The organism is Deefgea sp. CFH1-16 (genome assembly GCF_016881365.1).
Classification (GTDB): Bacteria; Pseudomonadota; Gammaproteobacteria; order Burkholderiales; family Chitinibacteraceae; genus Deefgea.
The window spans coordinates 708,832-729,994 of record NZ_WLYT01000001.1 but is presented as its reverse complement, the minus strand read 5'-3'; the positions used below and the strand labels follow the sequence as shown (position 1 = coordinate 729,994).

Sequence of the window (21,163 nt, the reverse complement as noted above, 5' to 3'; positions counted from 1 at the left end):
GATGACACCAGAAGCATTTGGCGCCAAAGTTGATCAAGAATGGGCGTTTACCAAAAACGGCCCAATGACGTTGACCCAAGAAGAGATCCAGCGCAACCATAAATTCTTCACTGCGCCTGCGTATGAAACCTTCACGGGCGACGACGCGGCATTTACGCAGCAAAAACTCGACAGCAAAGGCTTTAGCCGTTGGGTTGAGCGCAATGTGTTTGCCCATAAACAAGCTGGCTACGCCGCCGTGACCTTGAGTTTGAAACCCAATGGCGTGGCGCCAGGGGATGCGACGTCCGCGCAGCTCGATGCCGTTGCTGACTTAGCGGATCAATATAGCTTTGGTGAATTGCGGGTGTCGCATCAGCAAAACTTGATCTTGGCCGATGTGAAGCAATCTGATTTGTTTGCCTTGTGGGAAGCGGCCAAAGCGATTGGTTTTGCCACGCCAAATATTGGCTTATTAACCGATGTGATTTGCTGCCCGGGTGGCGATTTCTGTTCATTGGCGAACGCCAAGTCGATCCCGATTGCGCTAGCGATTCAAGATCGTTTTGATAACCTCGATTACCTGCACGATTTGGGCGAAATCGACATGAATATGTCGGGCTGTATGAACGCTTGTGGTCACCACCATATCGGCAATATCGGCATTTTGGGCGTCGATAAAAACGGTTCGGAATGGTACCAAGTTTCGCTTGGTGGCCGTCAAGGCAAGGATGCCAGCTTGGCCAAGGTGCTTGGCCCATCGTTTGCGCAAGATGAAATGCCAGATGTGATCGAAAAAATCATCAATGTGTTTGTCGCCAACCGCAATGGCGAAGAGTCGTTTATCGACTTGTTTGATCGCATTGGCGCTGAGCCATTTAAAGCCAAAGTGTATGAAGGCAAACCCAATCGTCGGGAGAAAGCAGATGCTTGATCAAAATCCTCAAGTCATTATTGACCGTGCAGTGGTTGCAAATCGTTGGGTTCGCGTTGTTGCCAATGAAGAGGGCGTGGTATCTGTCCCTAGCGAAGGCGCGGTGCTGCTTCCATATCAATACTGGCTATCTAAGCAAGAAGAACTCACCTTGCGTGCTGCTGCTGGTCATGCGGTGGCGGTGTGTTTTGCACCCGATGACGAGCCAGAAAGCCTGCCCGTTGATGCCAATCATTTTGTGATGATTGCGTGTGATTTCCCGGCGTTTACCGATGGCCGTGGTTTTTCGATTGGCCGTTTGCTGCGCGAGCGGCATGGCTTTACCGGAGAATTGCGCGCGGTGGGTGATGTGTTTAAAGACACCATCAATTATTTGTCGCGCTGTGGCTTTACCGCGTTTGACGTGCGTAGCGACAAAGACATTGTTGATGCCGCGAAGGGTTTGGATGACTTTACTGAGTTTTATCAATCCAGCGTGGAGCAACCCTTACCGCTATTTCGCCGCCGAGCTGTCGCCGCTTAAATTGGCGTAAATCAAAACGGATATAAGGAATATAAAAATACCCCAAGGCAAAACCTTGGGGTATTTTGTTTTAGGGTAGATAAAAAATAGCCTAGCTGTATATACATAGATTGTTTATTTCATAAAACCGTCATCAAACTGGCGTGATGTTGTCATATTTGGACTTTAAAGTAGCGCTTTTTTTACCATTAAGGCGATTGCAGCGAATGTCTAAGTCTAATAATTTTAATGATGAAAACTCTAATACCTCAGAGAACCCAACATTTGATTCGGTGCTTGAACAGCGATTAATCAATCGCCGTCGTTTTTTGGGCATGAGCTTGTCGGGCGCAGCGGCTTTAGGCGGGATGGGCCTAGGTTTGGTTGGCTGTTCTTCTGGTGAGATTTTGCCGCCGCCAGTATCGCCTAGCACAACCCCAAGCGGCAGCCCTGTGCCGAGCCCAACGCCAACGGCCACACCGCCAGTGGCAGTCAATCCGATTATGGCCAGCTTGGGCTTTACTGCCGTTGGCAAAAGCTTATTAGATAAAGTGGTGATTCCAGCGGGGTATAGCTACCAAGTGATTTATGCCTTGGGCGATCCGCTAACGGCCAACACCCCGGCGTATAAAAATGATGGTAGCGATAGCGATTACGACAATCGTGCCGGTGATCATCACGATGGGATGGAGTATTTTGGTTTAGATGCCGCCGGCAAACCGTCAAGCGCTGGCGTTGAGCGCGGCCTGTTGGCAATGAATCACGAAGCGACCACCGATGAAAACAGGTCGTCGTTCTTTTTACATGGCGGCACCGGCGCTTTGCCACGCCCAGCGGCTGAAGTCGATAAAGAAGTAGCGATTCACGGCTTGTCAGTGGTTGAAGTGAAAGCGAGCAATAACAAATGGGCCACTGTGCCAAGCTCGGCATTTAATCGCCGAGTGACGCCGCTCACTGAAGTTGAAATGAGCGGCCCAGCGCGCGGCAACGCCTTGCTTAAAACCAAATATTCGACGACTGGGACTAAAACCCGCGGCACCATTAATAATTGCGGTACTGGCAAAACCCCGTGGGGAACGTATTTGTCGGGCGAAGAAAATTGGGCGGGTTATTTCTTCCGGGTCGCAGCCGATGATACCAATCGCAATAATGATAAGAGCGTAACGTCATTAAAACGTTATAGCCGTAAAGCGGGTGATCCATCACGTCACGGCTGGGAAACTGCCGGGGCGGGTGATCAATATGCGCGTTGGAATATCAGTAAAATCGGCGGTTCCGCCGATGGTTCAGACGACTATCGCAATGAGATGAATGCTCAAGGCTACATCATTGAGATGGACGCGTACGACAAAACCAAACCACTAAAAAAACGCAGCGCTTTAGGTCGCTTTGCCCATGAAAGCGCAGCGTTTGGTTTGCCAGTTGTCGGTAAGCCGCTCACGGTGTATCTGGGCGATGATTCGCGTAATGAATACATGTATAAGTTTGTCTCCAAAGCGCTGTGGGTGGCCGCGGATGCCAATCCAGCAGACCGGATGGCGACCGGCGATAAATACCTGAATGAGGGCACTTTGTATGTGGCCAAATTTAATGCCGATGGTTCGGGCCAATGGATTGAGCTATCGATGAGTAATGCAGCGATCGCCGGCTTTGCGACGTACGCATTTGCTGATTTGGCCGATATTTGTGTCAATACCCGTTTGGCGGGTGATGCCGTGGGCGCCACCAAAATGGATCGACCTGAGTGGGGCGGTGTTAACCCGGTGACGGGCGAGTACTACCAAACGCTGACCAATAATAGCAATCGCCGTATCGATCCAGCATCAAGCACGCAATTGACCCCTGATAGCGCCAATCCACGTTATTACGAAGATAACGATGGTAATAAAGGCAAGGGCAATCCAAATGGCCACATTCTGCGCATGAAAGAAGGTGCAGCTGTTGGCTCTTTTGTTTGGGATGTGTACTTATTTGGCGCAGAAGCCGATGCCGATAAAGCGATGGTGAATTTATCGAACCTAACCGATGATCAAGACTTTTCATCGCCGGATGGTTTGGCATTTAGCCAAAACACCGGTATTTGCTGGATTCAAACCGATGATGGCGCCTACACCGACGTGAGTAATTGCATGATGTTGGCGGCGATTGCTGGCAAGGTGGGCGATGGCGCAGCGAAAACGTTGAGTTATACCAAGGCCGATACCAGCGTGATGAATGTGGTCACGCAAGTCGGCGCCAAACCGGCGGCAGATAAACTCAAGCGCTTCTTGGTTGGTCCTAAAGATAGCGAAATCACTGGTCTATGCGAAACCCCCGATGGCAAGGCGATTTTTATTAATATCCAACACCCGGGTGAAGGCACCAAGATGGCCGATGTGGCTGACCCAACGAAATACACCAGTCAATGGCCAAGCAATGCCGGTTACGGCGCGGGTAAACGTCCTCGCTCGGCAACGATTGTGATTACCAAAGACGATGGTGGTCGCATCGGTTCGTAAAATGGCCGAATTGATCAATTGATCATGAGTTTTTGAACTCGCTAAAAACAATACCCCAAGGCGATCTTGGGGTATTGTCTTTTGTGGCTTTATGGTACTAATTAAGCGGTCTATACCCTGTGTATATAACCGTATTTAGAGCGTAGCTTGCGGCGCGACGAGTAAGCTTTTACTCATTGCCAGCACGCGAACAGCAAAGCCCAGCTCTTGATACAGAGCGATGGCTTGCTGATTAAATTCAAATACATTCAGACGAATTTCAGCGCAGTGCTGCGCTGTTGCCCACTGCTCAACGTGATGCATTAATTGCGTGCCAATACCGCGCCCACGATAGACTTCGCTGACACAGACTGTCGCGATACGACAAAACGATTGCGGCTGCAGCATGCTGGATGTCTCTTGCCCGATTTGTGCGCTGATAAAACCAATAATGCTCGATTCATGCGCGAGTTCGGCCACAAAGCAAGCGCCTTCGGCAATTGCGGCATGCCAATGCGCGGCATCGCGATCAAGCTCATTCACGGCGGCAAAGAGTTGTGGGAAGCGCTCATGGTGCAGCTGATTCACCACATTGCTAAGTTGGCAGATGCACATTAAGTCGGCTGGCGTTGCACGGCGATAAAGTAGCTGAGGCATGGTCGAGGCAGGGGAAGCAAAAGTAATATCTTACGTGAATATTTCTTTTTTGTTTGGGTGTTGATGCATTGTGGTTAAATCAACGCGGTTTAATGTCAAACTGCGTTGATTTTGCTGATTTTTTTGCGCTTATGGGCGTTGAAGGATATTAAAAGCGTTCAATAATTTGTTTTAAAACATCTTCTTGGTAGGGATGTAATTCGCTGGCGTCTTCCATTTCGGCTAATAAAACGGGGTTGTTAAATTTTGTTCGCGCTTCTTCGTAATAGGGGATTTGTACTCGGCGATAAAAATCAACATATTCATCAAAATCCAGCACATGGCAGTAATTGCGATAGCGGCCGCGCGCTTTGATTTTGCCTAGGCTAATAAACGACAATAAATAGGTGCTGCCTTTGGTGCCTAGGAATTCAGTCAGCGGGGTGGATGACGGATAATTGGGCGGCTCGCAAACAAATTTATGAATGATTTTAAAATCAAAGTCTCGCTGATCTGCATCATGACGCCAGATGACATAGCCGGCATCAGCGTGGGGAATGATTTTTCCACAGCAGTCACAAATCCATTCTTGTAGTGGCTTGAGCATGGTGTGCCCCAGTGTTGTTCTGCTACAAGCTTAGTTAAATTTAACAGGAAGGCTAGCTGATGGAGTGCTTTCTTTGAACGAAAGACGACAAAAAAACCCACTTCATTTCTGAAGTGGGTTCTGTGTTTGGTGCCCGGGGCCGGACTCGAACCGGCACACCTTTCGGCGGGGGATTTTGAGTCCCCTGCGTCTACCAATTCCGCCACCCGGGCAGGTGTCTGATAACGAGCCGACATAATAGCCAAGTATTTTAAGTTTGGCAAGTGTTTTAGTGAGTTTTTATTCTTGTTCGGCTTTTTTTAGTGCTAAAGCGCGTTCATAGAGCGCATTTCTTGGCGCGCCAGTAATGGCTTGTGCCAGGGCAACGGCTTGTTTTACCGGTAATTCGGCAACCAATGGCACCAAAACTTGGTCATGTGCTGCCGCTTCGTCTTTTTCGGCTGGCGGCGCTGCATTCACCACCACAACCGATTCGCCTTTTTGCTGATTGGGATCGTTTTTGATCCACTCGGCGAGTTCGGCGAGTGGCCCGCGACGAATTGTTTCAAACGTTTTGGTTAATTCACGACATAATACAGCCTCGCGCTCAGCACCGAAGATGCTGCTCATATCGGCGACACATTCGGCGATGCGATGCGGGGCTTCATAAAATACGGTGATATACGGTGAATCTTTCAGCCGTGTTAATTCATCACAGCGTTGTTTGGTTTTGGGTGGTAAAAAGCCATAAAACAAACTGTGCGCACAGCTAAAACCACTGGCCGATAGGGCGGTGGTTAAGGCCGATGCACCAGGAATAGGGATGACTTTAAAGCCTGCTGCATGCACACTGGCGGCCAATACCGCGCCAGGGTCAGATACCGCTGGCGTACCTGCATCAGAAACTTGCGCTACGATTTCACCGGCAGCCAAGCGCGCAATGAGTTTTTCGGCCATGGCCCGCTCATTGTGTTCACGCACCGAAATCATCGGCGTAGTAATGCCATATTGTTTCAGTAGTTGACCCGTGACTCGGGTATCTTCGGCTGCAATCACATCGGCAGCGTTTAAAACCGCGATGGCCCGGGCTGTCATATCACCCCAGTTTCCGATTGGGGTGGCAACCACATATAATGAAGACTTACTGACATGGATATCAGGGTTATGCACGCCAAATTTCTCCTTGCCCATTTAAAGGCGGCTGTGTCGTGGTTTCGCGATACTGCGATCTTAGGGCTCATACTATACGGGGCGCTGGCCTTTACGACCACTACCATCCACGCACAAGCAACGGATTTGACGGTGGAGCCGGTGCAGTCATCAGGCTTTATTGCGCTGATTTTGCCTAGCAAAGCCAAAGCATTTAAGTCGGTCAGCGATACAATTCGTGCGGGCGTGCTGGCTGCTGAGCGGGTGCATGGCGGCGCAGAAAATTCCTTTGGTGCGTGCTTATCCAACGGATGAGAAAGAAGAAAACGTCATTTTGGCTTATTTACAGGCCCAACAAGATGGTGCGCAAGCGGTGATTGGTCCTTTAACCAAATCGGCAATTAATTATTTGTCTGATAGCACTTTGCTGACCATTCCGGTCTTGGCGCTCAATAGCTTTGATGAAACGACTTTGCAGCAGCCCAATTTATATAGCTTTAGCTTGTCGGTTGAGACTGAAGCGGCGCAAGTGGCGCTGTTGATTCAAAAAAATCAATTAATGCGGCCGGTGGTATTGCAAGTGGGGGACGCCTTAAGTCAAAGAATGGCGCAAGGCTTTAGCCAAGAATGGAAAAAAGTCACTGGCAATGAGGTGCAGGTGATTACCGTGGTGGATGCGCGTCATGATGCGGCGCTGCTGCGTGAGCAAATTTCGCAGCTGGGTGCGGATGTGATTTTTTTTGGCGATGGATGGCAAGTCGGCGCGATATATTCGCCCCTATCTGGGCAACGATATGGCGATCTATGCCACCAGCCAAGTGGATTCGGGTCGCCTAGGACGTACTGCGCTGGTAGACTTGATTGGAATACGTTATGTCGATATGCCCTGGTTGGGTATGCCGCAGCGCGAAGGCTATGATCTATATAACCGCACTCGCTCCAATGCGTATGATTTAGAACGTTTATTTGCTTTTGGCGTTGATGCTTGGCGTATTGCCAGTGTTTTAGCCAAAGATACGCAGCCCACATTCAATATCGATGGGGTGACAGGCCAGCTCACGATGATGGCCCCGATCGCGTGGTGGTGCGCGACATGATGTTGCGTACGATGACGCTAGAAAAACAATGAATTCTCTCGGGCAAGCGGCTGAACAAGCCGCGCTTGAGTATTTACAGCAGCAGGGTTTACGGCTGATTGCACGCAATTGGTCGTGTAAACTCGGAGAGATTGATTTAATTATGCAAGACGGGCGAACTTTGGTGTTTATTGAGGTTCGTTCGCGACGTAATTCCCGTTTTGGCGGTGCGGCTGGCAGTATTAATTCAGCCAAGCAAGGCAAATTACTGCGAGCGGCACAATGCTATTTACAGTCGATGGCATCTTTGCCAGTCTGTCGTTTTGACGCCATTTGCATTGATAACGAACACTTGCAATGGCTAAAAGATTGTATCCAAGCGGATTAGCCCCATATTGTCCCCAACCACGTGATAACACGTGAGCCCTTGAGTGGCACGTTTAAAAAAGGAAACCTCATGGATTTGATCCAGCGTGTGCAGCAACACTTTGTAGAAAGTATCGAAGCCAAACAATTATCAATGGGCGCTTTGTCGCCAGCGATTGCGATTGCTGCCGAGAAAATCGTGCAATCATTGATTGCCGACGGCAAAATTTTGGCTTGTGGCAATGGCGGATCCGCTGCGGACGCTCAGCATTTTGCTGCCGAAATGGTCGGCCGTTTTGAGCGTGAGCGTCCTGGTTTGCCGGCGATTGCTTTGACGACCGATTCATCGGCGCTGACGGCCATTGCCAATGACTATGATTTTGATTTGGTTTTTTCTAAGCAAGTGCATGCGCTTGGCCGCGCTGGTGATATTTTGCTGGCGATTTCGACTTCGGGTAATTCAGCCAATGTGATCTCGGCGATTCATGCCGCGCATGATCGCAATATGGTGGTTTTGGCCTTTACCGGCCGCGATGGTGGGCAGATTGCTGATTTATTGACTGGTGATGATGTGCATTTATGTGTGCCTCACCCACGCACTGCGCGGATTCAAGAAGTCCATATCACGGCGATTCACGCTTTATGTGATGCCGTTGACTTTATGCTCTTAGGGGGCGATTAATGAAAAGGCGCATCACGGCCGCGATTTTGGTTGCTAGTTTAGGTTTGTCAGCATGTGTGCCTTTGGTCGTTGTTGGTGGGATTGCAGTTGGCGCTTGGATTGGTTCAGACCCGCGTAAAACGGTGATGATTAAAGACGATGCCGATTTATCAGCCAATATCAGTGCCAAAATCATTGATCGCTGGAAAGAGCTCGCGCATGTGAATGTCGACACCTTTAATGGTGCGGTATTGCTCGTTGGGGAGTTGCCAAGTGCCGCGGCGCAGCAAGAAGCCACGACGATCGCTAAAAGCTTTCCTAAAACGCGTAAAGTCTATAACGAAACCGTGGTTGCGCCACCATCGAGTGCGATGGATCGCTTAAATGATAGCCAGCTCACCGCTAGGGTAAAAAGTGCTGTGATGTTGCAAGTGCCTGATGGTGCGAGCGTACATGTGCAAATTGTCACAGAACGCAAAGTGGTTTATTTACTGGGCTTGGCATCACCGCAAATTGCCAACCAAATCGCCAATATTGCCGCTTCGGTTTCAGGGGTGGCGCAGGTGGTGAAATTAATCGAGCCTAGCTTAGGCACAACGCCATAAATTGATGGATGGTTTTTGCTTAAATCAACAGCGCTCAAATGAGCGCTGTTTTTGTTTGAATTATTTAAATAAAGCCGCTTGTTGCTTAAGTAAATCTTGCAGCACCCCTTGCATAATGAGCTTTTGCGCAGGCGCGGTAGGGTGTAATTGATCGGCTTGAAATAGCGCATTATTGTTAATTATCGGCGCTAATAAAAAAGGCGTGAAACTCAGCTGAAACTCTTTAGCGAGTTTTTGATAACTCGCCGCAAACGCGCTGGTGTATTGTGGACCAAAATTCGGTGGAATTTGCATGCCCACCAAATGCACCGCAGTGCCCTTGCTTTGTGCGCTGCGAATGATTTTTGCTAGATTATTTTGCATGGTTTGCGTGGGTAGACCGCGTAAACCATCGTTCGCGCCAAGCGCCAAAATCAGTAATTGCGCAGGGTATTGATTTTGGATCGCAGCAAAGCGCGTTAGCCCACCAGCCGTGGTTTCTCCTGATACACTGGCGTTGATAATCTGCACGCTTTTACCGCGCCGCTGTAATTCGGTTTGCAGCAACCGTGGCCAAGCTTGTTCGGCTTTTAGACCATATCCGGCAGACAGACTATCACCAAAGACCAAAATAGTTGGCGTCTTGGCGGCATAAACCCCTGAGCTGGCGATGAGCAAGGCAGCAACTAGCCAGCAGTATGGCTTGGCCTTGCAAGATTTGGCACTGCGCTTTGTGAGCATGGCGCAGGCTTTACTGATTAACCATTTCAAACGGATTACTAGATTCATGACGATTCCTTTGCCTGTTGATACATCGGCGATCTTGCAAGTACAGCAATTGACTAAAACCGTTGCCAGTGGCAAATCGAAGCTGACTATTCTGCACGATTTAAGCTTGAGTGTCGCTCATGGCGCTAGTTTAGCCATTGTCGGTAGTTCAGGCTCTGGCAAATCGACTTTATTGGGCTTGCTGGCGGGTTTAGATGTGGCCAGTTCAGGGGAAATCTACTTGGCAGGCAATGCTTTAAGTGGCTTGAGTGAAGATGGTCGGGCCTTATTACGCGCTAAAACAGCGGGGTTTGTGTTTCAGTCTTTTCAGCTCTTGCCGGATTTAACCGCTTTAGAAAATGTCATGTTGCCGCTCGAGCTCAGTGATCGGGCGGATGCGCGTTTGCTTGCCGAGCAATGGCTGACTAAAGTCGGTTTAAGCGAGCGCATGCAGCATACGCCACGGCAACTCTCAGGTGGCGAGCAGCAGCGTGTGGCGCTGGCGCTGGCGCGGGCTTTTGCCCCAGGGCCCGCGATTTTATTTGCCGATGAGCCCACCGGCAGTTTGGATTCGGCCACGGGGCTGGTGATTGCCGATTTATTGTTTACGCTCAATCGCGAAGCGGGCACCACGCTGGTGCTGGTGACGCATGATGAAACATTGGCCGCGCGCTGCCAATCTCAGCTGCGTCTAGCCGCTGGCCGAGTGGTCACAGCCGAAGGTTTAGCAGCATGAAGTGGTCGATGAATTGGATTTTATTTCGCCGCAGTTTAGCCGCCGGCGAGTTTCGTACTTTGCTATTGGCGCTCACCATCGCCATCGCCGCTTTAAGCAGTGTGGGATCAATCACTGAGCGGGTGCAGCATTTATTGCTGGGGCAAGCGAACGAGACTTTGGGTGCTGATTTGGTGTTGCGCTCAGATCATGAGATTGCCGCGCCACTGAGTAATGCCGCGCAAGTTCAGGGTTTGCGTGTGGCTAAGACCGCTACCTTTCCTTCTATGGTCGGCGTTCATCAGCAGGACGGCGCGCCGCTTGTCAGCGGTGACCAACATGCAGTCGCCTCGTCAATTTCAGCTGAAACAGAACCGGCAGCGCTGATTTTGGCCTCGGTGAAGGCTGTCAGTGACTTATATCCTTTACGTGGCGATTTGCGTTTACAAGATGGCACGCGTACTACTGCGCCGCAGCTTGGGCAGGCGCTGATTGATCAACGTCTACAATCCATGCTGGGTATTGAAGTCGGCGCCATATTGGATGTGGGTTTGCTGCAGTTACGGGTGGTCGGTATCTTGGGGCAAGAGCCGGATGCGGCATTTGATTTCTCGAGTTTACAACCGCGCTTGATGATGAATGACGCCGATTTAGCGGCCAGTGGTTTATTGGGTTTTGGTAGTCGGGTGAAATACCGCTTAATGCTGGCTGGTGATGCTTTGGCGCTGGCTGAGTGGCGTTTGCAAGCCGCACCTCAATTAGAGCGCGGGCAAAAGCTAGAAAGCGTCAGCGATGCCCGGCCCGAGCTGAAAGACGCCTTAGATCGAGCCAGTCGATTTTTAAAATTAGCCGCCTTATTGGCGGCTTGTTTGGCGGCGGTGGCGATGATTTTGGCGGCGCGCCGCTTTGCACTACGCCATTACGATATGGTGGCGTTGCTGCGCACCTTTGGCGCAACGCGTCGCCAAGTGCAGCAGATTTTATTGGCGCAATTGGCTTTAGTCGCAGCGATGGCCGCGCTGCTGGGTGGCGTATTGGGCTGGTTGGCGCAAACGGCTTTAGTGGCTGCATTAAAGTCGAGTTTACCCGCGCCTTTGCCCGCAGGCAGTAGTTTGCCGTGGCTATTGGCGAGTGTGTTGGGCGTGGTGTTATTGCTCGGTTGCGCAGGGCCAATGTTAATGGCGCTGGCGCAAACGCCGCCGCTACGCGTATTGCGCCGCGAGATTGAGCCCAGTACCCGTGTTGGTCTGCAATGGCTGGTGACGGCTGGATTGATGCTTGGCTTACTGTATTGGATTGCCAATGACATTCAGCTGGCGCTCATGGTCGGGGTAGGCGTGGTCGTGGCGCTGGCTTTGGCGGGGGGGTTAGGGCTGTTATTGCTACGTGGCTTACAGCGGATATTGCCAGGCGCAACGGTGAAAATTGCTTTGCGCCAATTGCAGCGCCAACGTGTGTTGGTTGCCGCCCAGTTGGGGGCTTTATCGTTGGGCTTGATGGGTATTGCGCTATTAACCGTAGTGCAAAGTGATTTATTAAGCGCTTGGCAGCGGCAAATTCCAGCCAATGCGCCAAACCATTTTGCAATCAATATTCAGCCTGAACAAGCCAGCGCCGTGGCCCAGCAATTTACCGAGCAAGGTTTAGCTGCGCCGACTTTATTGCCGATGATCCGTGGGCGTTGGCTGGCGCTCAATCAATCAGCAAGCGGTCGAGCCTGAGCGTTATAGCGAAGCGCGCGCGCAGCGTTTGGCCGAGCGTGAATTTAATCTAAGCGTGGCGCCAAGCTCGGTGCGCGAACACAGGGCAAAATTGTGGCCGGTCAGCCGTTACAAGCCAATATTCCGGCGTGGTCAGTTGAGGAAGGTTTAGCAAAAACCTTAGGTATTGCCGTCGGCGATATGCTCACCTTTGATGTCGGTGGTATACCCATTAGTGCGCCTGTGGCTAATTTACGTCAGGTGGCTTGGGAATCATTCCAAGTGAATTTTTTTTGTCATGGGCAGTGCCAGCTTACTGCAAGCGCAGACCGGCAGTTGGATTAGCAGTTTTTATTTACCGCCCAATCAAACGCAATGGATCGCTAGCTGGGTGCGCGCCATGCCCAATATCACCGTCATTGATGTGGGGCAGGTGCTTAATGAAGTGCAAAGAGTCATTACCTTAGCCAGTTCAGTGCTGCGTTTGGTGCTAATTTTATGCGTGCTGGCGGGCTTAACCGTGTTGATCGCCGCCTTAGATACCACAGAGAGCGAACGACGGCGCGAAGCGGCGATTATGCGTGCTTTAGGGGCAACGTCAAAGCGGCTCGCCGCCGTGTGGTGGGTGGAAAGTCTATTGCTCGGCGCCGTGGCCGGCTTGATTGCGGGCGTATGCGCCAGTGTGCTGGGTTGGAGTTTGGCCACGCAACTACTGAATATCCCGATGGCGCTTAATCTGTTATTGCCGTTATATACCTTACTACTGGGCATGCTTTTGGCAGCATTAACCGTGTGGCGACGCTTGCGTATTTTTGCGCAAACCACACCGATGATGTTACTTAAAGATTAAACCGCTGCATTGTTTGCGCCAAAGCAAAACCGTGCAAGTTTGAGTGGTGCATGCTGTGATGAAATAGGGTATTGAAATGAGGTGGGGCAATGCTGATTTTGGATCAAGGGCCCGTGGTTCGGCTGTGCCAAACTTATCTGGGTGGCACACCGCATCAGGTTGAAAAAGTCACCGGCTTTTATGCCGATGTGTATATGGTCACCGTAGGGTCAGTACGGTCCGTATTGAAGTATTACCGTCTGCCGGGGCAAGCGCAGCTAGAAGCCGCAGGCTTGGATTTTTTGCGGCAGTATAGCCATGGGATCAAGATCCCAGAGGTGATTGCGCTGCATACCCCTGGTGATATCGGTGAAGCACTGATTATGACCTATGTTTCTGGGATTCCAGCCAGTCATGCGCTTGAATCGCCGGTGATGATTGATCGCTTTGCTGATGAATGCACCGATTTATTACTCAGCTGGCATTCAGTCACTCGGCCGACAGGTTTTAGTGGACTGGATGGCTGTCAGTACGCTGATTTTGCCAGCAGCTATCAAGCCTTTTTGCAGCAGCGGATTCAGTGGTTGAAAAGCAATTGGGCGGCGCAGCGTTTGGGCGTGCATTTGCGCGAAAGGCTGATTGCGCTGGCGGAGCAATTTGATGCCTTACCGCCGGCCGTGATCGGTTTACCCACGTTGATTCACGATGATTGTCATGCGGCTAATTTTTTAGTGGATCCGGAAACCCAGCGTTTATGCGGCGTAATCGATCCGTGTCATGCGCGCTTTGCGCATAAAGAATTGGATTTATTTCACTTGTCGGATGTGCGGCCGGATTTTAAATTATTGCCAACCTATCTCGCCAAATCACCACAAGATGCGGGCTTACGCACCCGACTGGCGTATTTTAGTTTATTTGACGACATCAAACATGCCGCAGCAACGCATTGGGATGATGAAGAATGGCTATGGCGCAAAGTGGATAAACTCGACGTTTTGATGACCCAAATTCCGCATTTAGTTTGAGCGAGTGGATTGCAATAAAAAAGGCCGGTTCACGATGAACCGGCCTTTTTTTATGCTTATTTCAAATCGAAAAATCGTTTTAAATTACCCAGAAAACAAACGTCAACAGTCCTGAATAATCGATTGTAATTATTGCGATTTATTCGTCATCATCTTCATTTAAACGCACCAATAAAACCGGAATCGTGGTGCGGTGTAATAAGCTTTCGGCCATGCTGCCAAAGATTAAATTCATAAATCCCGAGTAGCCATGCGTGCCCATCACAATCAGATCGGCATGCACCAGCGCCGCCGCTTTAAGTAGCGCATCAGCGGCATTGCCGCCGCGTTGCTCAATCAGGCGATTGCTACACGCAACGCCTTGGCTTTGCGCTTGCTGACTGAGGCGATCGAGCATGGCTTGAATTTCGCCTTCAACGCGCTCGCGTTGCTCGTCATAGCTCGGCAGATCAAGGCCGGGCATCACGCTGCTGGCGATGGTGGCGCGCGAAATATCGCTCACATGCAGCAAAATTAGTTCGCTTTTTGCCAGTTGGGCCAAGGCTAAAGCATGTTCAAATGCGGCGGCAGCGGTGTCGCTATTGTCAATGGGAACCACAATTTTTTGATACATATCGCGCTCCAAAAAATGCTCAGTGGGCCAGCAAAAAGGGCTAGCATTGTCGTTTTGAGTTGCCAGAAAACAGATGCAGCAAATCAACTGCGTTAGTACTTACTAGATGCGATTCATTGTACAGAGAATGCCGACCATCAGCGATAAAACCACGGCGTGAACTTATGGATAAGGTGCGTTTAAGACCGCCAAAAATTCATCGCCATATTTGTCGAGTTTGCGATCACCAACGCCAGAAATACGCGATAGCTCGTAATGATCGCGTGGATGCAGTCGAATCATTTCTTTGAGCGTAGCGTCACCAAACACCACATAGGCTGGCACGTCTTGATCGTCGGCGAGTTGTTTTCTGAGTCGGCGCAATGCTTGCCAGAGCGCCAATTCTTGCGGATTGGCAAAGTCGCTGTCTTTGTCGGTGTAATTAAATTTCTCGGTGCGCGCACGTAAATACAGCGCGGTTTCGCCTTTTAAATACGGTCGGGCTAGATCAGTCAGCTGCAAACCGCCGTGACCTTCGGGCGCCAGTTGTAATGCGCCGCGCACGATCAGTTGGCGAAACACGGCGCGCCAGCTCGATTCGTCAACGTCTTTGCCAATGCCAAAGGTGCTGAGTTTATCGTGCAAAAATTCTTTGACCTTGGGCGTGGTTTTTCCGCGTAACACGTCGACCAAATGGGCAACGCCAAAGCGATTGCCAGTGCGATACACGCAAGACAAGGCTTTTTGCGCCGCGGCGCTCATTTCGACTAATTTAGGTGGATTTAAACAATTATCGCAATTACCGCACGGGGTAATGGTTTCGCCAAAATAGGCCAGCAAGGTTTGCCGCCGGCAGTCAGTGGATTCAACGAGGCCAAGCATAGCGTCGAGTTTGCGGCGCTCGATGTGTTTTTGCTCATCGCTGCTACCGCCTTGCTCGATCATTTGCGCTAGCAAAATGACGTCGTTTAAGCCATACGCCAGCCAAGTATTGGCGGGCAAACCATCGCGGCCAGCGCGGCCAGTTTCTTGGTAGTAGTTTTCTATGCTTTTGGGCATATCCAAATGCGCGACAAAGCGCACATCAGGCTTATTAATTCCCATGCCAAAGGCGATGGTGGCCACCATCACCACACCTTCTTCGCGCAGAAATGTTTGTTGATTTTTGGCGCGTACACTGGCGTCGAGCCCAGCGTGATACGGCAGCGCGCGGATTTCTTTTTCTCGAAGCCAAGCGGCAGTGTCTTCGACTTTTTTGCGCGATAGACAATACACAATGCCAGAATCTCGCTCGTGTTCCCGACGCAAAAAAGTCAGCAATTGATCGCGGGCGGTTTTTTTCTCGACAATGGCATAGCGCAAATTGGGGCGATCAAAGCTGGAAATATATTGCGCCGCACCTTCAAGGCGTAGGCGCATGACCATCTCGGTTCGCGTGGCATGATCGGCCGTGGCGGTGAGTGCAATGCGTGGCACTTGCGGAAAATCATCAGCCAACACCGATAAGGCCAGATATTCGGGGCGGAAATCATGGCCCCACTGCGAAACGCAATGCGCCTCATCAATCGCAAATAGGGCGATATGCGCTTGGCGCAGCAAGGATTGAAAGCGAATCGTCGTGAGTCGCTCCGGCGCAACATACAGCAGCTTGAGTTCCCCTGCGACAAAAGCGCGCTCAACTTCACGTGCCGCATTGGCATCCAGTGTTGAATTTAAAAAAGCCGCCGCCACGCCCAATTCTTTGAGCGCATCGACTTGGTCTTGCATCAGCGCAATCAGCGGCGAGACCACCACCGCGCAACCGTCTCGTACTAAGGCGGGGATTTGATAGCACAGCGATTTACCGCCCCCCGTGGGCATGAGGACGAGCGCATCACCCCCGGCGCAAATATGGTCGACGACTTCACCCTGTTGGCCACGAAAAGCGTGATAACCAAAGGTGTGTTCAAGAATGTGCAGCGGAGTATTAGGCATATGGGCGTGAATTGTACTCTTTTCTCTCGTAATAGATGGTTTTTACCCCCTGAGTGCTGGGCTGCTTTGGCTGAGTTGCGTAAGATTTACATTATTAGGAAATGCTTATAAAGCAAATCGCTTATAAAAAGTCCAAAAGACTTCGAGGAGGTAATATGCCGCAACGACTAGTCCGTCTTTTACGCCGCATTATGGTGGCTTTAATGTTGCTGAGCGTGGTGTTGCTCATGTGGCAACATTGGGGGATGACGCGCGTTATTCGCTTTGATGCCGAGAACGATGCGGGGATTTTTTTTCCGATTGATGACCGTCCGCTAGGCGGTAAAACGGTGTCCAGCGTGACACGGCAGGGCGACGCAATGCTGCTCTCTTGTGCGCTTGATGCTCAAGCCTATGCTTGGCCGTTTTGTGAGGCCAGCGTGCGGATTGCGATTGCGCCAGATGGCATAGATTTATCTGGGCTGGATGAAATGCATCTTGATTTAGGGCTGAGCTCGCCCAAAGGCCGAAAAATCAGGATTTATTTACGTAATTACGAACCTGAATTTTCTACTTTAAGCGAGCCATTGTCGCTCAAGGTGAATGAGGTTGAAGTCGATGTGCCGGAAAATGGGCAATTAACCATTCCATTGCGCTATTTCCGCGTGGCGTCATGGTGGTTGGTGGATCAAAAGATCCCTTTTGTGCATAGCGATATGAAATTAAACAATGTTTCGCATCTGGAGATTATTACCCCCAATGCCGTGGTGACTGGGGAGTATAAAATTGCGATTAAGGCGATTGAGTTTCGCGGTAAATGGCTTAATTTAACCCAGCTATTGGCCGGTATTGTGATCGTTTGGCTGGTGTTTGGCATGGCATGGTTGTTTTTGGAGTTGGTGATTTATCGTCAGCAAATTCATGCCAAACGTTTGCAAATGACTGAATTAAAAAACATTAATCGTGCATTAGCAATCCAAGCTGAAACCTTGAGTTATCAAGTTCGTTTTGATTCGCTGACAGGCGCACTCAATCGCGAAGGCTTGCGCGATTTTCTATTGCAGCAATGGCAGGGCGACAGCCCAAATGAAGCGGGAATGAGCTTGTTATTTGCTGATTTAGATTTCTTTAAACGCATCAATGATGATTTTGGCCATGCGATGGGTGACGCCGTATTGCAGCAATTTACGCAAGTGCTGCGTCAAGAAATTCGGCAAAGCGACGCATTGGTGCGCTGGGGTGGCGAAGAATTTTTAATCGTTTGCCCACGTACACCACTCGATGCGGCTGCGCGGTTGGCGGATAAATTAAGGCAGAGTATTGCGCAAGTGGCGTGGCCCAATGGTATTCAACTGACGTGCTCTTGCGGTGTCGCAACGCGCAATGAGGGCGAAGCATTTAGCGCTTTGATTGAGCGTGCGGATGCGGCTTTATATCGAGCAAAAGCAGCAGGGCGCAATCGTGTTGAAGTGGGGTGAGATAGCTTGATTGATGGGATATATCGACCTAGAAAAATTGCTTGGGTCGATATACCCAATTTGATTGGCTATTGATGGTTTTAAGTGCCTGCAGCACAGCTGTTTACAGTCGCAGTCCGCGACGGGGACTCTCTTTCTTTGACTCGCCAAAGAAAGAGAGGGAAAGAAAGTCGCTTTTGATCACGCCCAGCTCCGCTGTATCCTCGATTGTCGTGAGCCAAACGATAAAACAGTTTGTCTCCCTCCGCACTCGGTGCGCTTGGACGGGTTTTAAGCCCCTGCTCAACGAACGCGGCACAGCATCAACACCAAATCTGTACATTGCCTTTGATTTAATGGGTGGGTATATCTGCCTAGGCTTTATAAATAATTACCTAGATTGATATACCCATATTGATTACAAGCCTGCTTCAACTAACATTTCCCGCGTGAGCAAGAAGACAAAGCCGTCACCGGATTCGGTGCTTAGCCATACAAATGGTAGCGTTGGGAATTGCGCTTCGAGCTCGTCCCGGTTATGGCCGATTTCAACGACTAATACACCGCGTGGGTTTAAGTGCTTGGTCGCTTGAGCTAAGATTTCGCGAGTGATATCGAGGCCATCTTCACCGCTACCTAAGGCCATTTCTGGCTCGTGCAGATATTCTGGTGGCAATTCGGCTACGCTATGCGCGTCGACATACGGTGGATTGGAGATAATCAAGTCGTAGCGTTCATCTGGGATCGCTTCGAATAAATTTGAGTCGAGCAAATCAACCCGATCACCCAAGCCGTATTCAAGGACGTTGATTTCCGCGACATCGAGCGCATCAGGCGAGAGATCAATCGCATCAATGGCCGCGTCAGGGAAGGCGTGCGCCATTAAGATCGCCAAGCAAGCCGAGCCGGTGCACAAATCAAGCGCGCGGTGAACTAATTCTGGGTGCTCGACATAGGGCTCTAAGCCATCGTTAAATAAAATCTCGGCGATAAATGAACGCGGCACAATCACGCGTTCATCAACATAAAATTTAAACTCGCCCAAATACGCTTCTTTGGTTAAATATGCTGCGGGCTTACGCGTAACCACACGTTCTTGAATCACATCGAGCACTTGGGCGATTTCTTCTGGCAATAAATGCGCGTCAAACACCGGCTCGAGACGGTCAACCGGTAATTTGAGCGTGGCTAAAATCAAATAAGCTGCTTCGTCCCACGCTTCAGTGGTGCCGTGACCATAAAATAACTCAGCGGTATTAAAACGGCTGACGGCAAAGCGGTGCAGATCACGCACGGTGCGTAAATGTTCACGGGCGATATCGTACATACGTTGGGCTCCAAAGTGGGGTAGTGACAGTGTGCTAGGGTCTGTTGGCATTTGGTTTTTCGCCGCGTCTAGCTCGCAGGGTTGGGGGCGGATTTTATAATAAAGTTGCCTGATGCTGCGTTACTGCGCGCCTTGCCTCAGGCCAAAATCCGCATAAACGCGGCTGGCAAACCAAGCGACAACAGACCCTAGTTTACTGTGATTGGCTTAGCTTGCCGTCATTTCAACAGAATAATTTGATCTAGCCCGTATTCGCGCAATGATTACGCGTGCTCGATTGGTGCGCCTTGGCTGGCCGACGATGAATGGAAATCAGCGTTAAATGCTTGGTTTTATGCTGGATTTTATTGCTGATCGGCGTCATTGGCTGCAGACGAAGGTAGGCATATGGGCTCGCTTGGTGTAAAGTGCTGCCTTTTAGTTTTGTCGCGTGTATTGGAGTGTAATGAGTATCACATTTGCATCATTAGGCTTGGCGCCTGAAGTATTGAAGGCGGTCGTTGCACAAGGCTATGAAACTCCCACTGCGATTCAAGCTGAAGCGATCCCGGTTATTTTGGCCGGTAAAGACGTGTTAGGTGCCGCGCAAACTGGTACCGGTAAAACTGCCGCGTTTACTTTGCCAATTTTGACCCGAATTATCCGTCACGCCAATCACAGTGCTTCTCCGGCACGGCACCCGATCCGCGCTTTGATTCTCACGCCAACGCGTGAATTGGCCGATCAGGTGTATGCCAATGTGGCCACTTACAGCAAGGGCACGGGTTTGCGTAGCCATGTGGTGTATGGCGGTGTGGATGTGAAGGCGCAACAACCGGCGCTGCGTGAAGGGATCGAAGTCTTGGTCGCCACGCCCGGTCGTTTGCTCGATCATATCCAGCAAAAATCAATTAATTTATCGCAAGTTGAAATTTTGGTCCTAGACGAAGCCGATCGCATGCTCGATATGGGTTTCATTTTGGATATTCAAAATATTTTCAATTTGTGTACCAATCGCAAGCAAACGCTGTTGTTCTCAGCGACTTTTGCGCCAGAAATTATCAAGCTGTCTAAGCAATTTATGCATGAGCCAGTGAAAATTGAAATTTCACGTCAAAACTCAGCCAATGAATCGGTCAAACAAGAATTGCATCCGGTAGAAACTGCCCGCAAACGTGCTTTGTTGGCGCATTTGATTCGTGTGCATCAAATGACGCAAGTGATTGTGTTTTGCCGTACCAAAATCGGTGCCGATCAAGTGGCGCGTGATTTGAAACGCGCTGGCTTTAATTGCGAAGCGATTCATGGTGACCGCGATCAACGCGCCCGCACTGAAGCGCTAACTAAGTTCAAAGCCGGTGAAACGCAAGTACTGGTGGCGACGGATGTGGCCGCGCGCGGTTTGGATATTTCTGATTTACCGTATGTGGTGAATTACGAATTGCCGACCAACGCAGAAGATTACGTACATCGTATTGGTCGTACCGGTCGTGCTGGTGCTACCGGTGTAGCGATTTCACTGGTTGCGCCCGAAGAAGGCAAGGCTTACGAAGGCATCAAAAAGCTACTCAATCGCGAAATGCCGTTGATTCCAGTGCATGGCTTTTCGCCAGGTACGATTCAAGTGATCGATGAGCGTCCAGCGCGCGCTGAGCGCCGTCATCATGTTGATCCAACGACCGATAAGGGCGTAAAAGAATATCAACGCATGCCATCGCGCGCGCAGCGTGATGCCAGCGAAGTACCCGCTTTCCCGAGTAATTTGCCTAAATTACCCAAGCGTGCACCACAAGTTGCAGCGTTGTTCTTGCCGAAAAAACACGGTTAATTGCCGATTAAATGCGAAAGGGCCGAAAGGCCCTTTTTTT

General features: G+C 50.3%; 22 protein-coding genes, 1 tRNA gene and 1 pseudogene. 16 read left to right on the top strand and 8 right to left on the bottom strand.

Annotated features, from left to right (window positions below; all coding sequences use genetic code 11):
• The first annotated feature begins 1 nt into the window (after position 1).
• From GKO28_RS19155 to GKO28_RS03860, 3 genes are all read left to right on the top strand, one after another.
• A complete protein-coding gene (locus GKO28_RS19155) occupies positions 2-913 on the top strand; it encodes a nitrite/sulfite reductase (RefSeq protein ID WP_307839078.1) in 912 nt (303 codons plus the stop codon).
• A complete protein-coding gene (locus tag GKO28_RS03865) occupies positions 906-1,436 on the top strand; it encodes a DUF934 domain-containing protein (RefSeq protein ID WP_182075423.1) in 531 nt (176 codons plus the stop codon). Before GKO28_RS19155 ends, GKO28_RS03865 begins: the two co-directional genes overlap by 8 nt.
• Positions 1,437-1,642: 206 nt before the next feature.
• The gene (locus GKO28_RS03860; RefSeq protein WP_182075422.1) at positions 1,643-3,913 is read left to right on the top strand and encodes a PhoX family phosphatase; all 2,271 of its coding nucleotides are present in this window, start codon (positions 1,643-1,645) and stop codon (positions 3,911-3,913) included.
• Positions 3,914-4,048: 135 nt separating this feature from the next.
• Here the strand turns inward: GKO28_RS03860 and GKO28_RS03855 are convergent, their stop codons facing one another.
• From GKO28_RS03855 to rsmI, 4 genes are all read right to left on the bottom strand, one after another.
• Complete coding sequence (locus GKO28_RS03855; RefSeq protein WP_182075421.1) at positions 4,049-4,549, bottom strand: GNAT family N-acetyltransferase; 501 nt, start codon at positions 4,547-4,549, stop codon at positions 4,049-4,051.
• A gap of 148 nt (positions 4,550-4,697) precedes the next feature.
• On the bottom strand, positions 4,698-5,135 hold the full coding sequence (locus GKO28_RS03850) for a hypothetical protein (protein ID WP_182075420.1): 438 nt from the start codon (positions 5,133-5,135) through the stop codon (positions 4,698-4,700).
• Positions 5,136-5,262: 127 nt separating this feature from the next.
• Positions 5,263-5,347, bottom strand: a tRNA-Leu gene (locus tag GKO28_RS03845).
• Positions 5,348-5,414: 67 nt separating this feature from the next.
• Complete coding sequence (rsmI, locus tag GKO28_RS03840) at positions 5,415-6,305, bottom strand: 16S rRNA (cytidine(1402)-2'-O)-methyltransferase (protein WP_173532130.1); 891 nt, start codon at positions 6,303-6,305, stop codon at positions 5,415-5,417.
• On the opposite strand from rsmI, the gene GKO28_RS03835 reads away from it, so the two are divergent.
• The 6 genes and pseudogenes from GKO28_RS03835 to GKO28_RS03810 all read left to right on the top strand — a co-directional run bounded on the left by GKO28_RS03835 (position 6,279) and on the right by GKO28_RS03810 (position 8,971).
• A complete protein-coding gene (locus GKO28_RS03835; protein ID WP_182077536.1) occupies positions 6,279-6,578 on the top strand; it encodes a hypothetical protein in 300 nt (99 codons plus the stop codon). The genes rsmI and GKO28_RS03835 overlap by 27 nt on opposite strands.
• Positions 6,532-6,885, top strand: a pseudogene (locus GKO28_RS21050) (penicillin-binding protein activator); the annotation flags it as partial. The gene GKO28_RS03835 and the pseudogene GKO28_RS21050, both read left to right, overlap by 47 nt.
• 124 nt (positions 6,886-7,009) lie before the next feature.
• Positions 7,010-7,360: a penicillin-binding protein activator gene (locus GKO28_RS21045; protein ID WP_307838945.1), complete on the top strand. Its 351-nt coding sequence runs from the start codon at positions 7,010-7,012 to the stop codon at positions 7,358-7,360.
• A gap of 28 nt (positions 7,361-7,388) precedes the next feature.
• Positions 7,389-7,727: a YraN family protein gene (locus tag GKO28_RS03820; protein ID WP_182075418.1), complete on the top strand. Its 339-nt coding sequence runs from the start codon at positions 7,389-7,391 to the stop codon at positions 7,725-7,727.
• A gap of 69 nt (positions 7,728-7,796) precedes the next feature.
• Positions 7,797-8,387, top strand: a complete 591-nt coding sequence (locus GKO28_RS03815) for a phosphoheptose isomerase (RefSeq protein ID WP_173532127.1) — start codon at positions 7,797-7,799, stop codon at positions 8,385-8,387.
• Complete coding sequence (locus tag GKO28_RS03810) at positions 8,387-8,971, top strand: BON domain-containing protein (RefSeq protein WP_182075417.1); 585 nt, start codon at positions 8,387-8,389, stop codon at positions 8,969-8,971. Before GKO28_RS03815 ends, GKO28_RS03810 begins: the two co-directional genes overlap by 1 nt.
• 60 nt (positions 8,972-9,031) lie before the next feature.
• Here GKO28_RS03810 and GKO28_RS03805 read toward each other — a convergent pair whose 3' ends face one another.
• Positions 9,032-9,628 carry an arylesterase gene (locus GKO28_RS03805; RefSeq protein ID WP_247646339.1) on the bottom strand — a complete coding sequence of 199 codons (597 nt, stop codon included), beginning with the start codon at positions 9,626-9,628 and terminating at the stop codon, positions 9,032-9,034.
• A 109-nt stretch (positions 9,629-9,737) separates the two neighbouring features.
• Between GKO28_RS03805 and GKO28_RS03800 the strand changes: the two genes are divergently transcribed.
• The 5 genes from GKO28_RS03800 (at position 9,738) to GKO28_RS03780 (ending at position 13,987) form a co-directional block, all read left to right on the top strand.
• Positions 9,738-10,454, top strand: coding sequence for an ABC transporter ATP-binding protein (locus GKO28_RS03800; protein ID WP_182075416.1), 717 nt, complete (start codon positions 9,738-9,740; stop codon positions 10,452-10,454).
• An 8-nt stretch (positions 10,455-10,462) separates the two neighbouring features.
• Positions 10,463-12,154 carry an ABC transporter permease gene (locus tag GKO28_RS03795; RefSeq protein WP_182075415.1) on the top strand — a complete coding sequence of 564 codons (1,692 nt, stop codon included), beginning with the start codon at positions 10,463-10,465 and terminating at the stop codon, positions 12,152-12,154.
• 93 nt (positions 12,155-12,247) lie between these two features.
• Entirely contained in the window at positions 12,248-12,478 is a 231-nt protein-coding gene (locus GKO28_RS03790; RefSeq protein WP_182075414.1) for a hypothetical protein, read from the top strand.
• Positions 12,432-12,983: an FtsX-like permease family protein gene (locus GKO28_RS03785; protein WP_182075413.1), complete on the top strand. Its 552-nt coding sequence runs from the start codon at positions 12,432-12,434 to the stop codon at positions 12,981-12,983. The genes GKO28_RS03790 and GKO28_RS03785 overlap by 47 nt, the downstream gene beginning before the upstream one ends.
• 89 nt (positions 12,984-13,072) lie before the next feature.
• A complete protein-coding gene (locus tag GKO28_RS03780; RefSeq protein ID WP_182075412.1) occupies positions 13,073-13,987 on the top strand; it encodes a phosphotransferase in 915 nt (304 codons plus the stop codon).
• 139 nt (positions 13,988-14,126) lie between these two features.
• Here the strand turns inward: GKO28_RS03780 and GKO28_RS03775 are convergent, their stop codons facing one another.
• Both GKO28_RS03775 and recQ read right to left on the bottom strand, forming a co-directional pair.
• The gene (locus GKO28_RS03775; RefSeq protein ID WP_182075411.1) at positions 14,127-14,600 is read right to left on the bottom strand and encodes a universal stress protein; all 474 of its coding nucleotides are present in this window, start codon (positions 14,598-14,600) and stop codon (positions 14,127-14,129) included.
• A gap of 162 nt (positions 14,601-14,762) precedes the next feature.
• On the bottom strand, positions 14,763-16,553 hold the full coding sequence (gene recQ, locus GKO28_RS03770; RefSeq protein WP_182075410.1) for a DNA helicase RecQ: 1,791 nt from the start codon (positions 16,551-16,553) through the stop codon (positions 14,763-14,765).
• Between the two features lie 155 nt (positions 16,554-16,708).
• Between recQ and GKO28_RS03765 the strand changes: the two genes are divergently transcribed.
• On the top strand, positions 16,709-18,010 hold the full coding sequence (locus tag GKO28_RS03765; RefSeq protein ID WP_182075409.1) for a GGDEF domain-containing protein: 1,302 nt from the start codon (positions 16,709-16,711) through the stop codon (positions 18,008-18,010).
• A gap of 397 nt (positions 18,011-18,407) precedes the next feature.
• Here the strand turns inward: GKO28_RS03765 and prmB are convergent, their stop codons facing one another.
• Positions 18,408-19,316: a 50S ribosomal protein L3 N(5)-glutamine methyltransferase gene (gene prmB, locus GKO28_RS03760; protein WP_173532118.1), complete on the bottom strand. Its 909-nt coding sequence runs from the start codon at positions 19,314-19,316 to the stop codon at positions 18,408-18,410.
• Positions 19,317-19,761: 445 nt separating this feature from the next.
• On the opposite strand from prmB, the gene GKO28_RS03755 reads away from it, so the two are divergent.
• On the top strand, positions 19,762-21,123 hold the full coding sequence (locus GKO28_RS03755) for a DEAD/DEAH box helicase (protein ID WP_210768886.1): 1,362 nt from the start codon (positions 19,762-19,764) through the stop codon (positions 21,121-21,123).
• Positions 21,124-21,163 lie beyond the last annotated feature (40 nt).